We start from the raw sequence: 16,793 nt of genomic DNA on the forward strand, positions 1-16,793 counted from the left end.
GAAATCGGGTCAGTTCGTTAAATTTTTACCCTTTCCCCTGACCGGATGGAAATAAAGACGCGCTATTCTCCTGTTCATAGTCAGACGGAGTAGCGTTCATGCGTCAGTTCATCCTCGGTGCGGCAATCGCCCTTATCGCCGGTTCGGCCATGGCATCGTCCATCGATGTCGTGCGTCCTTCCGCGCCGGAAGGCAATGGCAGCATCCTCAAGGAAACCTGCACCAGCTGCCCGCCGCTCGCCGTCTCCGAGCGCAAGAAGGATTACACCGTCCCGACGCTGGCGCCGGGCGCGCTGCAGGCGAGCGAACTGCGCGATATTGACGGCCAGAAGAAGCTCTACCGCACGGAAGGCTGGATGGGCGGCTCGCCCGTCGTCTTCGTCACCAAGGCGACGCCTGATGTCGTCCAGGCCTTCAACAAGACCGGAACGCCCGCAGATGGCATCGACCCGACCTCCACGACCTCGGTGATCGGCCTCGACGCCAAACCGGCGATGGCAGGCATGGCGGCTCCGGCGGAACAAATCGCGCCGTTGGACATTTCTGATTTCAAGCTGCGTGATTGAGCAGCCACAAGTTCCCTGCCCCTGATCCGGTCAAGGTTTGATCGCTGGGGTCCGCTTAGCGCGGATTGAATGCGCTCCTGAGAGAAGCAGGGGCGCATTCTTTATTTTGATTGAATGATAAATTACTCATGCAACGCATGCGCTTATGCGAAAAAACGGGACTCATAATTGACCGTTCCCGGCCCCGATATCGTTAATTCATCGTTTAACCATTGACCATAATTCTAGCCACCGGAGGACCGGAGCGAGCATGATTGCGCTTGCTGAAAGTGCGTGGTGACACGCGCAAAGGACGGGAGTTTACCCGATCCGGTGTTTTTGCGAATTCACCACTTTCACGAGACAATTATGAAAAAGCTCAAGATTGCCCACCAGCTTTTCGCTCTTGTCGGTGTGCTCATGGCGGCCTTCGCCGTTGCCACCTATTTTCAGATCCGCACCACGTCCCAGTCGATCTATGACGACCGCTTCGATCTGCTGCGCACGCAGGTCGAAAGCGCCATTTCGGTGCTGAATACCTATTACGAGCGCGAACAGTCCGGCGAGATGACGCATGAGGCCGCCCAGGCCGAAGCCTTCAAGGTTCTCTCCAAGGTCAAGTTCGAGCCGGCCGGTTATGTCTTCGGCTTCGATTACGACGTCGTCCAGCGCTTCCATCCGAGCCCGGTCAATATCGGCAAGGACATGAGCGGCCAGGTCGATAAGCGCGGCACCCACTTCAGCCAGGAAATGGTCGACAAGGGCAAGGCAGGCGGCGGCGAAACCATCTATTTCTGGAACAAGCCCGGCCAGCCGGACAGCGACGTCTTCCTCAAGGGCGCCTATTCCAAGGCCTTCGCCCCCTGGCAGCTCGTCGTCGGTTGCGGTGTGTATTTCGATGACCTGCAGGCGCAGATCAACGCAACGATGTGGAAGGCCCTGATTGCCTGCGGCATCGTCTTCCTCGCCGGCATCGGCGCTGCCTTCTACTTCATCCGCGGCATTTCCAGCCCGCTCAAGGATGTGCATCAGGCTCTCGAAGCCGTTGCCGATGAGCGCGTCGATGCCGCGATCCCGCATACCGGTCTCAACAACGAAGTCGGCATGATGGCCCGCGCCACCCGCTCGCTGCAGGAGAAGGTGCGCGAACGCCACGCCATGTCGGAGCGCGAAGCCGCCCAGCAGGTGGCGCTCGACAATGAGCGTGAAGCCAACCAGCGCGGTCAGCGCGACGAGGCCATGGCCCAGACGCGCGTCGTCACCACCATCGGCCAGGCGCTCGAACTGATCGCTCGCGGCGACCTGACGGTCCGCTGTGGCGATATTGGCCAGAAATACGCTGCACTCCGCGACAATTTCAACGACGCCCTGCAGCATCTCGAAGCTGCGATGGCCAAGGTCAGCGCCAAGGGTGGCGACATCGGTGTCGCCAAGGAAGAAATCCGCCGCGCCTCCAACGAACTGTCGCAGCGCACCGAGCGTCAGGCCGCAAGCCTGGAAGAAACCTCGGCCGCTCTCGACGAGCTCACCGTCGCCGTTCGCCAGACCGCGGAAGGTGCGCACGAAGCCAGCCAGCGCGTTCGCGAAGTCAGCACCGAAGCCTCGCGCAGCGATGCAGTCGTCACCGAAGCGATCACCGCGATGAGCGGCATCGAGAAGTCGTCGGATGAAATCGGCAAGATCATCGGTGTCATCGACGAGATCGCCTTCCAGACCAACCTCTTGGCTCTGAATGCCGGTGTCGAAGCAGCGCGTGCCGGTGAATCCGGCAAGGGTTTTGCTGTTGTCGCCCAGGAAGTCCGCGAACTGGCCCAGCGCTCGGCCGCTGCCGCCAAGGAAATCAAGGATCAGATCGCCCGTTCCTCCAGCCAGGTCGATCATGGCGTCCGTCTGGTCGGCGAAGCAGGCGAAGCCCTGAAGCGCATTTCGGATCAGATCAAGTCGGCCAACGAAATCGTCGCCAAGATCGCCCACAGCGCCTCTGAACAGGACTCGACGCTGCGCTCGATCTCGTCCTCGATCAACCAGCTCGATGCGGCAACCCAGCAGAACGCGGCGATGGCGGAAGAAACCACCGCTTCGGCCGAAACGCTGGCTGCCGATACCGACGAACTGCTCGGCCTGATCCGCGGCTTCCGCATCGGCAATGCTGCCCATGCCGCCCCGGTAACGGCACGCCGCGCGGCCTGATTCAGGTCGCCGAAGCATCCGAAATCCGCTGACCTGATATCACCGGGCATTTGCCCGGTGAATCGAGTTAAGCTCATGATTTATAATGATTTTTCTGAGAACGCCTACTGATTTTTAAGGATTTTTTAGCCGTTCGCATGCCATTGTCCACCTGCCGGCCGCTGCATGTTCTTGAGCAGCGGTTTAAGCGGTCGTCCAGACCTGCTGACACAGGCGGTATCACACCGCGCCGGAGTCCTTTTCGTCCTTTTCCGCTGCGGGGCATTATGAAAAAATTGCAGATTTCAAAACAACTGATTTTGCTGGTTACCGGCCTGATGCTCGCCTTTGCGATCGCCACCACGCTGCAGGTCCGGTCCTCGGTCAACGCGATCTATAAGGAGCGTTACGATATGCTCCGTTCGGAGGTCCAGTCGGCTGTCTCCGTTCTCAAGCAGTACCAGGCGAAGGTCGATTCCGGTGAGCTGAAGCTGGAAGACGCCCAGAAACAGGCCTATACCACGCTGAACGCCATGAAATACGATCCGGATGGCTATTTCTTCGGCTATAGCTACGACATCCAGATGATGTTCCACTACGACGCCTCGAAGGTCGGCCAGTTCAACAAGGGCCAGCCGGACAGCAAGGGCAAGCTTTACCGCGAAGAACTGGTCAAGCTCGGCCAGCAGGGCGGCGGCCTCGTCGAATATTACTCGACCGCCAAGCCCGGCCAGCCGGCCGGCGATTTCCGCAAGACCGCCTATGCGCTCGCCTTCGACCCCTGGAAGGTCGTGGTTGTAACAGGCGTCTATATGGACGATCTCGACGCGCAGATCCGCGGCAAGGTCTTTGAGGCCCTGACTGCCAGTCTCATCCTCTTCGTTCTGGCCGTCATCGCTGCCTATGTCGTCATCCGCGGCATTTCCGGCCCGCTCAAGGACGTCCACAAGACGCTGCAGGCCGTTGCCGACGAGAATGTCTCGGTCGTCATTCCGCATACCGGCATGAACAACGAGATCGGCATGATGGCCAAGGCCACCCAGTCGCTGCAGGAAAAGATCCGCGAGCGTCATGCGATGGCTGAGCGCGAAGCGGTTCAGGCCCTGGCGCTGGAAACCGAGCGCGAGACCAACCTGCGCGGTCAGCAGGACGAAGCCTCGGCCCAGGCCCGCGTCGTCTCCACGATCGGCGAAGCCCTCGAGCAGATCGCTCGCGGCGACCTGACCGTCCGTTGCGCCGATATCGGCCAGAAGTATGCAGCACTCCGCCACAACTTCAACGATGCTCTCCAGCATCTCGAAGCGGCGATGGCCAAGGTCAGCGCCAAGGGCGGTGACATCGGCGTCGCCAAGGAAGAGATCCGCCGCGCCTCGAACGAACTGTCGCAGCGTACCGAGCGCCAGGCCGCCAGCCTGGAAGAAACCTCGGCCGCTCTCGACGAGCTCACCGTCGCCGTCCGCCAGACGGCGGAAGGTGCGCACGAAGCCAGCCAGCGCGTTCGCGAAGTCAGCACCGAAGCCTCGCGCAGCGATGCAGTCGTCACCGAAGCGATCACCGCGATGAGCGGCATCGAGAAGTCCTCCGAAGAGATCAGCAAGATCATCGGCGTCATCGACGAGATTGCCTTCCAGACCAACCTGCTCGCTCTGAACGCAGGTGTCGAAGCAGCACGTGCCGGTGAATCCGGCAAGGGCTTCGCCGTCGTCGCTCAGGAAGTCCGCGAACTGGCCCAGCGCTCTGCCGCTGCCGCCAAGGAGATCAAGGACCAGATCGCCCGTTCCTCCAGCCAGGTCGACCAGGGTGTCCGTCTGGTCGGCGAAGCAGGCGAGGCCCTGAAGCGCATCTCCGACCAGATCAAGTCGGCCAACGAAATCGTCGCCAAGATCGCCCACAGCGCCTCCGAACAGGACACCACGCTGCGCTCGATCTCGTCCTCGATGAACCAGCTCGATGCGGCAACCCAGCAGAACGCGGCGATGGCGGAAGAAACCACCGCTTCGGCCGAAACGCTGGCTGCCGATACCGACGAACTGCTCGGCCTGATCCGCGGGTTCCGCATCGGCAATGCTGCCCATGCCGCCCCGGCCGTTCAGCACCGCCGCGCAGCCTGAGTTTTTATTACAGACATTTTCATCAAGACCAGCATTAGCGGCCGCCGGAGCAATCCGGCGGCCGTGTCATTTTGGAGAAGCGTCCGCAACCGGCAGTGCCGCAATCGTCTCGCGAAACCAGCGCTGTGCAGGATGGGCGTCGTTGCGCCGGTGCCAGGACATGACGAAGGGCACGGGCGCCAGCTCGACCGGCGGCTCCAGCAGCCGCAATTCGCTCTCCCGCCCGGATGCCTTGACGACACCCGCCATCAGCGTCGCGATCATGTCGGACTGCGCGACGAGGAGAGGGGCCGCATACATATGCGGCAGCGTCAGCGCCAGCCGGCGCTTCAGGCCGTGTTTCGCAAGCGCCGTATCGACATGCCCGAACCGGTCATTCTCCGGCGAGACCAGCAGATGCCCGAGCGTCAGGAACGTATCGAGATCGAGTGTCTCCGCCGCTGCCGGATGTCCCTTGCGCAGGATGCAGACGAAGCGCTCCTCGAACAGCGGCTGGTTGAGGATCCGCCCCGCCGATGCCGGGGGCACGCCGATCGTTACATCCGCTGCACCTGAATCGAGCATGTCTACGGCATCGTCGCGGGCGCTGAAATTGCGGACCTGCAGCGTGATGCCGGGCGCGATCTCCTGCAGGCGCTGGACGAGCTGCGGTAAGAGCACGAAGGCCGGATGATCGGAAAGCCCGAGCGTGAAGGTGAGGCGGGCCGTCCCGGGCTCGAAGCTCTGCGTGAAGGAGAGCGTGCTCTGGATCTCCGTGAGTGCCTGCTGCAGTGGCCCCGCCAGATCCACGGCGCGCGGCGTTGGCTGCAGTCCATCCACGCCGCGCACGAAGAGCTCGTCCTGAAACAGCGCCCTCAGACGCGAGAGCGCGGCGCTCATCGCCGGCTGCGTCCGGCCGATGCGGATGCCTGCTTTGGTGACGCTGCGCTCCTGCATCAGCGCATCGAAGGCGACGAGCAGGTTGAGATCGATGCCGTGCAAATCCATGAAATGGATGAATGCATATATCGACTATCGATTTCAAGTATGCGCAGCACAGCCGTAACGTCTGGTCATCAACCGGTCCAACCAAGGAGACGACCATGCCATTCGCCAATTTCAAGGTTCCGCAGGGGACGATGAGCGCCGAGCAGAAGGAAGACCTCATCCACAAGACCACCGCCATCTTCGTCGGCTATTTCGGCGAGGGCGTGCGCCCCTACACGATGGTCCTCGTCGACGAAGTGGCCGACGGCGGCTATGGCCGCGCCGACGAAACGCTCACCATCGCCAAGATGCAGAAGGAGCGGTGATATCAGCTGCAACAGCAGGCTGGCGGTTTTTGCCGCCAGCCGCTTTTCTCAGATCCAGAGGTCGCTCTTTGCCGTGCGCTCTCCGCCTTCCTCTCCGGTGTTCAGCGTGCCGCGCGGCTCGATCAGCAGCATCTTCACCTCGGATGCGGCATAGGGCTTATGCTTGATGCCCTTCGGCACGACATACATTTCGCCCGGCCCGATCGAGACGGCGCCGTCAGGCAGATCGATCCGCAGCACGCCCTCGAGCACCAGGAATGCCTCATCGGTCGTCGGATGATCGTGCCAGATGAAATCGCCCTCGATGCGGACGATCTTGAACTGGTAGTCGTTCAGCTCCGCGATCACCCGCGGCTGCCACTGGTCGCTGAATTTCGAGAGTTTCTCGGCGAAATTGATAGCGCTATATGTCTTGGTCTCGGCCATTTTGATCTCCATCTTGCCGGGCAGTGGTAGATCAGGGCGGTGGCGCGGTCTTGAACGTTTGTGCCGGTGCCTACTGCGCCCAGTCGAAGCTCATTGTCTGCAAATCCAGCCAGGCATTGCCACCGCCGAAATTGAATCCTCCCAGATATTCCTCGAACTCGATATAGTACGGGCTGATATCGGGAATGTTCTGCGCCGGGCGCATCGAGCCGCCGATATGGTCTGGAAGGTGATCGGCCGCCCAGGCATGCTCGCGGTAGTTCTCTTCCTCCACCTCGTCGCCCTCCCAGTAATAGAAGGCCTGGTAGCCGGTCTCGGCCGCTGCCCATTCGTCGCGCGGCGCAATGCCGGCATTCGGGTCTTCGGCGCGCGGTGTCACATCGAGAGCGCGGTTATAGAAGAGATCGGCACGATCTGTGTCGCCGAGCATCTGCAGCAGGCCGTAATTCTCGGTCTGATCGTCGAGATAGACGGCGGCAGCACCGCGCGCCAGCCATTCCGGGCGGCGGATGCGGTCGCGATACTTGTTCGGCCTCAGCCGCGGCGGCTGGCAGAACGGCGCGTTGAACTCCGCTTCGGTGAGCAGGATCACCGCATGCGAGCGCCCGAGGAAATCGGCGATCCGGTAAAGCCGCGGATGGCTCAGCCGCTCGCTCATCCAGAAGGGATAGAGATCGCTGTCGCTGGGTTCCTTCGCGTCGGCATCGGCGACCAGCGCCGCAATCTCGCCAACCCGTCCTTCGTCTTCGTCATGGGCGCTGCCGAAGAAGGAGAGGGCGACGATATCGGGCCCGAAGCCGCGGTATTCCGCAGGCAACAGCAGCGTGAAACCATGCTGCAGTGGATAGCCGGTATTGGCATCCAGCGGCCACTGTTCCTCAACGATGCCAGGCGGCAGGCCGAAACACCAGCCACCGCCACGCGGCCCTTCCTCGGAAACGGATTGCGGCAGGACTTCGATATTATAGGCCTTCATGGCAGTCGTCCCGCCGTTGGGGTTAGCCGGAGATCTTCGAGAAGTCGGCAACCGTACCCGTCGCTTCGCGGATCAGCCGCAGCAGCGCCAGGCGGTTGGCGCGGATCGCGGCGTCCTCGTCGTTGACGAGCACGTCTTCGAAGAAGCGGTCGACGGGTGCGCGCAGCTTCGACAGCGCAGCCATCGCCGAGCGGAAATCCTCGTTGACGATCGCAGCCGAAGCCTCGGCGGAGGCGTGGGCGACAGCCGCAAACAGCTCCTTCTCGGCATCGAGCTTCAAGAGCGGTTCGGAAACGCCGTCGGCAACCACAGTGCCCTTCTTCTCTTCGGCGGCGAGCAGCTGCGTGGCGCGCTTGGTGCCGGCGAGCAGGTTCTTGCCGTCCTCGGAGGTGATGAAGGCCGTCAGCGCCTCGACGCGGCGGGCGATCATCAGGAGATCGTCCGTCTCCGGCGTCAACACGGCGTCGATCAGGTCGTAGCGGGCGCCCTGATCGCGCAGATAGACCTTGAGGCGGTCGTGGAAGAACGACAGCAGGTCGAGCTGGCGGGAGAGGTCCACGCCTTGCTCCGCCTTCGGCACTCCAGCCTTATCGGCGATGTCGTCATCGATCCGGCCCATATGGCTGACGATCCGCGGCAAGAGCGTCAGGCGAACGTTGCGCTCCAGAATGATGCGGATGACGCCGAGCGCGGCGCGGCGCAGCGCAAACGGGTCCTTGGAGCCGGTCGGCTTTTCATCGACGGCCCAGAAACCGATCAGCGTGTCGAGCTTGTCGGCCAGTGCGACGCTGATGGCGATCTTGTCGTCAGGCACCCGGTCGGATGGGCCCTGCGGCTTGTAGTGGTCCTCGATCGCCGTCGAAACGGCGGTATCTTCGCCCTGGAGTGCTGCGTATTTCCGGCCCATGACGCCCTGCAGTTCCGGGAATTCGCCGACGGCTTCGGTGCGCAGATCCGCCTTGGCGAGCACGACGGCCCGGTCGACCAGCTTGTGGTCGGCGCTAAGCGGAAAGGCGATCTTCGCAGCCATGGCCCGCATGCGCTGCACCCGCTCGCCCTGCGTGCCGAGCTTTGCCTGGAAGGTCACGTTCAGCGCATCGAGCTTCGCCATGCGCTGGTCGAGCGGCTTCTTCAGGTCGAGATCGAACGCCTTTGCCGAAGCTTCCAGCGTTTCGAGGTCCGGCAGGTTGCCCTGGTCGCGCTTCCAGAAATGCAGCGCGTCGGAAAGGCGGGCGCGCACGACCTTGCCGTTGCCGTGGATGATTTCCTTGCCGCCATCGGTCGCCTGGATGTTGGAAACCAGGATGAACTTGTTCGAAAGCGTCTCCTCACCCTGTTTGCGGGTGACGAAGCACTTCTGGTTCGTCTTGATCGTCAGGCGGATGATCTCGGAGGGGATCGACAGATAGTCTTCCTCGAAGGCGCCCATCAGCACCTGCGGCCATTCGACGAGGCCGGAGACCTCTTCGAGCAGGCCTTCGTCCTCGACCAGCTCAAGGCCGCTGGCAAAAGCCAGATTGGCGGCGTCGGAGGCGATGATCTCCTTGCGGCGCTCGGCATCGAGAATGACCTTGGCCTTCTCCAGATTGGCCGCATAGTCGTCGAAACGCTTGACGGTGATGGCATCGGGCGCATGGAAGCGGTGGCCGTAGGTGACGTTCGACGCGACGATGCCTTCGATCTCGAAGGGGATGACGGTCGTTTCTTCATGCTCGGTGCCGAAGGTGCAGACGATCGACTGCAGCGGGCGCACCCAGCGCAGCGAACCGGGCTTGGCGGAAGCCTTGCCCCAGCGCATCGGCTTCGGCCACGGGAAATCGCGGATGATGCCGGGCATCACGCCTGCAATGATCTCTTCCGCCGCGCGGCCGGCGCGTGAGATGACGGCAATATAGAAATCGCCCTTCTTCGGATCGCTCTGAACCTGTGCCTCGGAAATGGAGGAAAGCCCGGCGCTGCGCAGAAACCCTTCGATCGCCTTCTCGTTGGCGTCGGTGCGCGGCCCCTTCTTCTCCTCGCGCACATCGGCGGAGCGCGCCGTCAGGCCGCGAATATCGAGCGTCAGGCGCCGCGGCGTCCAGTATTCGCGCGCACCTTCATAGGAAAGACCGGCTTCGACAAGCGCATCGGTAACGAGCTTCTTCAGGTCGCCGGCAGCCTTGCGCTGCAGACGGGCCGGAATTTCCTCGGAGCGGAGTTCTAGAAGCAGATCAGGCATGTCACTTTTCCTTGCGTCACCGGGTTCGGGACGGTCCAAAACGGTCGCCTCTGCTACCAAAGAATGCCGCATCTGCACAACCGCAAAAACGCCGCGCGGTGGGGAGGGGAGGGCATTTCGTCAGCCTTCTGCCGTTGGCCCCCTCATCCGGCTGCCGCCACCTTCTCCCCGCGGGGGAGAAGGGACATGCCGCGCCGCCTCCGTTCCCTTCTCCCCAGCGGGGAGAAGGTGGCCCGAAGGTTTCAGGTGCAACTCGTTGCACCTGGGATGAGGGGGCTCCGGGCGAAAACACTTGTGAACAGGCGGCACTCCCTTGTGGAAACCGTCCTCGGGCATTGCCTTGCCGTTTTTCGCCGCTATGGTCCCGCAACTTTCGTCAACGCTCAGGACATCCCATGGCCGCAGATCTTCGTTCGCTCTCCGCAGTCATCGCCTCGGAAATCAATGCCCGGCCGGATCAGGCCAAGGCGGCGATCGAGTTGCTGGACGAGGGCGCGACCGTTCCGTTCATCGCCCGCTACCGCAAGGAAGTGACCGGCGGGCTTGACGATACACAGCTTCGCGACCTCGCCGAGCGGCTGGTCTATCTGCGCGAACTCGAAGCGCGCCGCGATACCATCGTCGAATCCATCACCTCGCAGGGCAAGATGACCGACGAGCTGATGGGCAAGCTCTCGGGCGCCGCCACCAAGGCCGAGCTCGAAGACCTCTATTTGCCCTACAAGCCGAAGCGCCGCACCCGCGCCGAGATCGCCCGCGAACGCGGCCTCGGCCCGCTCGCCGAAGCGATCCTTGCTGATCGCTCGAAGGAGCCGGCAACGCTCGCTGAGGCCTATATCAACGCGGACGTCCCCGACGTGAAGACGGCGCTCGAAGGCGCCCGCGACATCGTCGCCGAAGGCATCGCCGAAAATGCCGACCTGCTCGGCAAGCTGCGCGCCCATATGCGCAGTGCTGCCCTGCTGAAGGCCAAGGTCGTCGATGGCAAGCAGGCGGCCGGCGAGAAGTTCTCCGACTATTTCGACCATTCCGAACGCTGGGCGACGGCGCCGGGCCACCGCGCGCTCGCCATGCTGCGTGGCTGGAACGAGGAAGTGCTGACGCTGACGATCGAGGCCGATGCCGAGACTGCATCGCCGAACAAGCCGGTCGAGCGGATGATCGCGGCAGCCTACGAGATCGGCTCAAGCCGCCCCGGCGACCGCTGGCTGATGGATGTCGCCAGCTGGACCTGGCGCGTCAAGCTCTCCATGTCGCTGTCGCTCGACCTGATGCGCGAGCTGCGTGAGCGCGCCGAGGAAGAGGCGATCCACGTCTTCGCCCGCAATCTCAAGGACTTGCTGCTCGCAGCTCCGGCCGGTTCGCGCGCCACGATGGGCCTCGATCCGGGCATCCGCACCGGCGTCAAGGTCGCCGTCGTCGATGGCACCGGCAAGGTCGTCGCCACCTCCACCGTCTATCCGTTCCAGCCGAGAAACGACGTGCGCGGCGCCCAGATCGAGCTCGCCTCGCTGATCCGCAAGCACAATGTCGAGCTGATCTCGATCGGCAACGGCACCGGCAGCCGCGAGACGGAAAAGCTGGTGGCCGACATGCTGGCCGAGCTTCCGGGCGCCAAGCCCACCAAGGTCATCGTCTCCGAAGCCGGCGCCTCCGTTTACTCGGCTTCGGCGACAGCCGCCGCCGAGTTCCCCGATCTCGACGTTTCGCTGCGCGGTGCCGTCTCCATCGCGCGCCGCCTGCAGGATCCGCTGGCCGAGCTCGTCAAGATCGAGCCGAAGTCGATCGGCGTCGGCCAGTACCAGCACGATGTCGACCAGGGCAAGCTCTCCCGCTCGCTCGATGCCGTCGTCGAAGACGCCGTCAATGCCGTCGGTGTCGATCTGAACACGGCATCGGCGCCGCTGCTCGCCCGCGTGTCCGGTCTCAGCCGCTCGATTGCCGATTCCATCGTCGTCCACCGCGATCAGAACGGCCCCTTCGAAAGCCGCAAGGACCTCCTGAAGGTCGCCCGCCTCGGCAATCGCACCTTCGAACAGGCCGCCGGCTTCCTGCGCATCCCGAACGGTAAGGAGCCGCTCGATGCTTCCTCCGTGCACCCGGAAGCCTATGGCGTAGCCAAGAAGATCGTCGCCGCCTGCGGACGCGACCTGCGCTCGCTGATGGGCGACAGCGTGCTGTTGAAGGGCCTCGATCCGCGCAAGTTCATCGACGAGCAGTTCGGCCTGCCGACCGTCAAGGACATCATCGCCGAGCTCGACAAGCCCGGCCGCGACCCGCGCCCGAGCTTCAAGACCGCGACCTTCGCCGAAGGCATCAACGAGATCTCCGACCTGAAGCCCGGCATGACGCTGGAAGGCACCGTCACCAATGTCGCGGCCTTCGGCGCCTTCGTCGATATCGGCGTCCATCAGGATGGTCTGGTTCACGTCTCCCAGCTCGCCGACCGTTTCGTGAAGGATCCGCATGAGGTCGTCAAAGCCGGCGATGTCGTCAAGGTGCGCGTCGTCGAGGTCGATGCCAAGCGCAAGCGCATCGCTCTTTCGATGCGCAAGGACGATGCCGGCGCACCCCCGCCGCGGGGCGAGTCGCGGGCAAACAACGCGCCCCGGTCGCAAAATTCTTCGCGCTCCGCACCGTCAAAACAGGAAAGTCAGGGCGCATTCGGCGCTGCCCTGGCCGAAGCCATGAAGCGAAAATAAGCACTTAGGACTAGAATTTGCAAAAATGTCACACTTTGGCAGCGTTGTTGCCGGAGTGCTAAACTGTGCGCTTGTCAGACGAAAGGGACGCATTAAGTTGATGTGACCGTCCTGTCACATTGCGAGGCCTTATCATGGCGTCGGGATTTCTATCGATTGTCCAGAAAATCATCCGCAAGGGTAATCTGAAGCTTACACTCGCCAACGGCGAGACACATACGGTCGGGGATGGCAGCGGCGATTTCGTCGCTGTGCGCATCGCCGACGAGGAGGCGGAAAAGCTGATCCGCCGCGACCCCACCCTCAAGCTTGGCGAAATGTATATGGATGGCCGGTTCATTCTTGAACACGGCAACATCTACGACTTCCTCGCCATGGTGAAGCAGAACACCACCAACGAGATATTCGATATCCCGATGGCGGCGCTCCTCATCGGCCGCATTGCCCTGCAGCAGCTGAAGAGCCGGCTTCCCGTCAATCACAACAAGCGCAACGTCGCCCATCATTACGATCTGTCCGAGCGCCTGTTCGAGCTCTTCCTCGATGAGGACTGGCAATATTCCTGCGCCTATTTCGATCCGCCGGGTATCAGCCTGGAGGAGGCCCAGGTCGCCAAGAAGCGCCATATCGCCGCCAAGATGCTGCTTGAGCCGAACCAGCGCGTCCTGGAGATCGGCTCCGGCTGGGGCGGCATGGGGCTCTATATCGCCGAGGCGACACCGGGTCTCGATCATACCGGCATCACGCTCAGCGAAGAGCAGCTGAAGATCTCGCGCGACCGGGCCGAAAAGCGCGGCATCGCCGATCGCGTCCGCTTCGAGCTGCAGGACTACCGGACGATGAAGGCCGAGCCCTTCGACCGCATCGTCTCGGTCGGCATGTTCGAACATGTCGGCATCGGCAATTTCCCCGGCTATTTCAAGAAGGTGCACGAGCTGCTCGCCGATGACGGCGTCATGGTCCTGCACTCGATCGCCCGCCCGAAGCCGAGCTTTGCCACCAACGCCTTCATCGAGAAATATATCTTCCCGCAGGGCTATATTCCCTCGATCGGCGAAACCATCCCGGCGATCGAAAAGGCCGGGCTTTTGGTGCGCGATGTCGAGGTGCTGCCGCTGCATTACGCCTACACGCTGCGTGCCTGGCGCGAGCGCTTCGTGGCGCGCAAGGCCGAAGCCGTTGCGCTTTACGACGAGCGCTTCTTCCGCATGTGGGAATTCTATCTCGCCGGTTCCGAGATCGGCTTCCGCTGGGACGAGCTTTTCATCATGCAGATCCAGATCACCAAGAACCAGTATTCGACGCCCGATAACCGCAACTATATCCCGGCCGCCGAAACGAAGCTCAAGGAATTCGAGGCGGTCCGCCCGCCGCTCGAAAAGATCACGTTCTGACCATCAGGCGCGGCTTCAAGGCCGCGCTTTTGCTTTTCAAGGTGCAGTCATGGCCTATCCCGAGATCACCCTTGTGCGCCACGGCGAAACCGAGTGGAGCCTCTCCGGCCGCCACACAGGCCGCAGCGACATCCCGCTGACCGCAAAAGGCGAGGAAGCCGCCCGCGGCCTCGCCTCCCGTCTTGCCGGGATCACCCCCGCCGCCGTCTGGTCGAGCCCGTCAGGGCGCGCCCGCAACACCTGCGCCCTCTCGGGCTTCGGCGCCAGTGCCGTCATCAAGGACGACCTCGCGGAATGGGACTACGGCGACTACGAAGGCATCACCACCAAGGAAATCCTCAAAACCCGCCCCGGCTGGCAACTCTTCCGCGACGGCTGCCCCAACGGCGAAACCGCCGCCGCCACCGGCACCCGCGCCGACCGCATCATCACCGAACTCCGCTCCCTCGACGCCCCGGTCCTGATCTTCTCCAGCTCCCACTTCCTCCGCGTACTCGCCGCCCGCTGGCTCGGCCTGCCGCCGGAGGGTGGCGAGAAGTTCGTGCTGGATACGGCAAGTGTCAGCGTGCTCGGCTATGAGCATGACCTGACGGAGCCGGTGATCCGGCGCTGGAATGGGCGCTAGGGGTTACACTGTCGAGGCGGGCTGCGTTCTTGTGCCGAAAAGAGTCCTTCGCCGCGCAGACGCGCGGCTGCTGGTTGCCTGTGACATCCCGTGGGCGCAGCCCTAAGACCACAGGAGTAAGGGAGTGTTGGGTGGGCGCTGCAGGGTGTCACCTACGCGTGCCGGCCCCCAACCTCACTCCACGCTCGCAACCTTCTGCGCCTCGAGGGGCGCCGCATCCTTCAGCTTCTCGCCGAGGTCCTTCAAGATCTTCGTGCTCTCCACCGAGAGCATCCGCGGGCGGACCAGCTGCGGGGTACCGTCGGCGGGTTTGGCGGCGGCGGTCTTGGGGGAGGGCAGCGGGTTTTCGATGCCGGGGATCGGGCGCAGCACGACGCCCTGGTGGGCGTAGTCCATGGCGCGCTTGAAGGTCATGGCCGGCAGCGAGCCGCCGGTCATGTTGTTGGTCGAAGTATAGTCGTCGTTGCCGAACCAGACGGCGGTCGTATAGTTGCCGGTGAAGCCGACGAACCAGGCGTCGCGATAGGCCTGGGTCGTGCCGGTCTTGCCGGCGGTGACGATGCCGTTGTCGAGTGCCGCCTTGCGGGCGGTGCCGACATAGGGAATGCGGCTCAGCATCTGGTTCATCTCGTCGTCGGCCTTTTCGGAGAGCACCCGCTTTGCCGGCGGCTCGTCGCGGTCGAAATCGTAGAGCACGTCGCCGTCGTAATCGAGGATCTGGGTGATGCCGTGGCGGCGCGACTGGTAGCCGCCGGCCGGGAAGACGGCATAGGCCGTCGCCTGGTCGAGGACGGTGACCTCAGATGTGCCGATCGGGATCGTCACGTCGTCGCGCACCGGCGATTCGACGCCCATCGCTTTCGCCATGGCGCGGATCGGCTGGATGCCGAGCTTCTCCTTGGCGAGACGCACCGGAATGGTGTTGATCGACTGGGCGATCGCCGTTTCCAGCGTCACGCGTCCGGCATAGCGGTTTTCGTAATTGTGCGGGCTCCAGTTGCCCCAGGAGATCGGCGCGTCGATGATCGTCGTCTTCGGCGTCATGCCGCTCTCCATGGCCACCGAATAGGTGTAGACCTTGAAGGAGGAGCCCGGCTGGCGCAGCGCCTTGGTGGCGCGGTTGAACTGGCTTTCGCCGTAATCCCGGCCGCCGACCATGGCGCGCACGGCGCCGCCGTTTTCGATCATCACCATCGCGCCCTGCTTGGCGTGATAGCTCTCGCCATATTCGCGCAGCGACGTCTCGACCGAATCCTCGGCCGCCTGCTGGATGCCCATGTCGATGGTGGTGCGCACGACGAGCGAATGCTGGTGGAAGCGCGAGGCGAGCCGCTGCACTTCGTCGAAGGCCCAGTCGAGGAAGAAATCGGGGGCTTCCTGCTCGTTGCGGTCGATCGCGGTCGCCGGATTGCGCCGGGCAGCGATCACCTGGCCCTCGGTCATCAGCCCGCTCTGCACGAGATTGGTGAGAACCTCGTTGGCGCGGGCACGCGCGGCCGGAAGATTGACATGCGGCGCATATTTCGCCGGCGCCTTGAAGAGACCGGCAAGCATGGCGCTTTCGGCCAGATTGACGTCGGTGATGCTCTTGCCGAAGTAGAATTGCGAGGCCGCCGCCGCACCGAACGTGCCGCCGCCCATATAGGCGCGGTCGAGATAGGTGGAGAGGATTTCCTTCTTCGAAAGATTGGCCTCCAGCCACAGCGCCAGGAAGGCTTCTGTGATCTTGCGGTCGATCGAGCGTTCGTTGGAAAGGAACAGGTTCTTCGCCAGCTGCTGCGTCAGCGTCGAGCCGCCCTGCACGACTTCGCCGGCCTGGGCATTGGTGACCAGCGCCCGGAACAGGCCGATGACATCGATGCCGAAATGGTCGAAGAAGCGGCGGTCTTCGGTGGCGAGCACCGATTTGATCAGGCTGTCGGGCAGCTCGTCGATCGGCACCGAGTTCTGGTGGATGACGCCGCGATGGCCGATGACATTGCCGTAGCGGTCGGTGAAGGTGACGGCGAAATCGCCGCGATTGCGCCAGTCTTCCTTGGTCGCCTCGAAGGCGGGCTGGGCGAGCGCCAGCATCAAGACGGCGCCGACCGAGCCGAGCGTCAGGCCTTCGCCGCCGAGTTCGAAGACGATGCGCTTCCAGCCGCGAACGCGGAAGCGGCGGAAGAAGATGGTGATGTCTTCCCAGATTTCGGCAGAGCGGAAGCCGGCATTCCAGACCGTGGAATCGATCCAGGAATCGATCTTCAGCAGAAGATGTTTGCTCTTCTTCGGCTGCTTTTCCGGAGTTTCAGGATCCTGCACGTTGTTCTTCCCGCCCGATCGCGCTTGACGGCTG

The 16,793-nt window shown here is 62.9% G+C and carries 12 protein-coding genes; 7 read left to right on the forward strand and 5 right to left on the reverse strand.

Annotated features, from left to right (window positions below; all coding sequences use genetic code 11):
• Positions 1-98: 98 nt before the first annotated feature.
• The 3 genes from ACEN84_RS14560 (at position 99) to ACEN84_RS14570 (ending at position 4,825) form a co-directional block, all read left to right on the forward strand.
• Entirely contained in the window at positions 99-566 is a 468-nt protein-coding gene (locus ACEN84_RS14560) for a plant virulence effector HPE1-like domain-containing protein (protein WP_112719274.1), read from the forward strand.
• 348 nt (positions 567-914) lie between these two features.
• Positions 915-2,735, forward strand: coding sequence for a methyl-accepting chemotaxis protein (locus ACEN84_RS14565; protein ID WP_413709066.1), 1,821 nt, complete (start codon positions 915-917; stop codon positions 2,733-2,735).
• A gap of 266 nt (positions 2,736-3,001) precedes the next feature.
• A complete protein-coding gene (locus tag ACEN84_RS14570; protein ID WP_199626536.1) occupies positions 3,002-4,825 on the forward strand; it encodes a methyl-accepting chemotaxis protein in 1,824 nt (607 codons plus the stop codon).
• A 66-nt stretch (positions 4,826-4,891) separates the two neighbouring features.
• Here the strand turns inward: ACEN84_RS14570 and ACEN84_RS14575 are convergent, their stop codons facing one another.
• Positions 4,892-5,812, reverse strand: a complete 921-nt coding sequence (locus ACEN84_RS14575; protein WP_413709067.1) for a LysR family transcriptional regulator — start codon at positions 5,810-5,812, stop codon at positions 4,892-4,894.
• 95 nt (positions 5,813-5,907) lie between these two features.
• Between ACEN84_RS14575 and ACEN84_RS14580 the strand changes: the two genes are divergently transcribed.
• Complete coding sequence (locus ACEN84_RS14580) at positions 5,908-6,117, forward strand: tautomerase family protein (protein WP_112719292.1); 210 nt, start codon at positions 5,908-5,910, stop codon at positions 6,115-6,117.
• A 48-nt stretch (positions 6,118-6,165) separates the two neighbouring features.
• Here the strand turns inward: ACEN84_RS14580 and ACEN84_RS14585 are convergent, their stop codons facing one another.
• The 3 genes from ACEN84_RS14585 to glyS form a co-directional block, all read right to left on the reverse strand.
• Entirely contained in the window at positions 6,166-6,543 is a 378-nt protein-coding gene (locus tag ACEN84_RS14585; protein WP_413709068.1) for a cupin domain-containing protein, read from the reverse strand.
• A gap of 70 nt (positions 6,544-6,613) precedes the next feature.
• Positions 6,614-7,519 carry a hypothetical protein gene (locus ACEN84_RS14590; protein WP_112719279.1) on the reverse strand — a complete coding sequence of 302 codons (906 nt, stop codon included), beginning with the start codon at positions 7,517-7,519 and terminating at the stop codon, positions 6,614-6,616.
• A 22-nt stretch (positions 7,520-7,541) separates the two neighbouring features.
• The gene (glyS, locus tag ACEN84_RS14595) at positions 7,542-9,737 is read right to left on the reverse strand and encodes a glycine--tRNA ligase subunit beta (RefSeq protein WP_413709069.1); all 2,196 of its coding nucleotides are present in this window, start codon (positions 9,735-9,737) and stop codon (positions 7,542-7,544) included.
• Positions 9,738-10,132: 395 nt separating this feature from the next.
• Between glyS and ACEN84_RS14600 the strand changes: the two genes are divergently transcribed.
• The 3 genes from ACEN84_RS14600 to ACEN84_RS14610 all read left to right on the forward strand — a co-directional run bounded on the left by ACEN84_RS14600 (position 10,133) and on the right by ACEN84_RS14610 (position 14,458).
• Entirely contained in the window at positions 10,133-12,439 is a 2,307-nt protein-coding gene (locus tag ACEN84_RS14600; RefSeq protein WP_413709070.1) for a Tex family protein, read from the forward strand.
• A 134-nt stretch (positions 12,440-12,573) separates the two neighbouring features.
• Positions 12,574-13,833, forward strand: coding sequence for a class I SAM-dependent methyltransferase (locus tag ACEN84_RS14605; RefSeq protein ID WP_413709071.1), 1,260 nt, complete (start codon positions 12,574-12,576; stop codon positions 13,831-13,833).
• Positions 13,834-13,882: 49 nt separating this feature from the next.
• A complete protein-coding gene (locus ACEN84_RS14610; RefSeq protein WP_413709072.1) occupies positions 13,883-14,458 on the forward strand; it encodes a histidine phosphatase family protein in 576 nt (191 codons plus the stop codon).
• Positions 14,459-14,632: 174 nt separating this feature from the next.
• Here the strand turns inward: ACEN84_RS14610 and ACEN84_RS14615 are convergent, their stop codons facing one another.
• Positions 14,633-16,759, reverse strand: a complete 2,127-nt coding sequence (locus ACEN84_RS14615; RefSeq protein ID WP_413709073.1) for a transglycosylase domain-containing protein — start codon at positions 16,757-16,759, stop codon at positions 14,633-14,635.
• Between the last annotated feature and the right edge of the window lie 34 nt (positions 16,760-16,793).

Source organism: Rhizobium sp. Rhizsp82, assembly GCF_047325115.1.
In the GTDB taxonomy this organism is placed as follows: Bacteria; Pseudomonadota; Alphaproteobacteria; order Rhizobiales; family Rhizobiaceae; genus Rhizobium.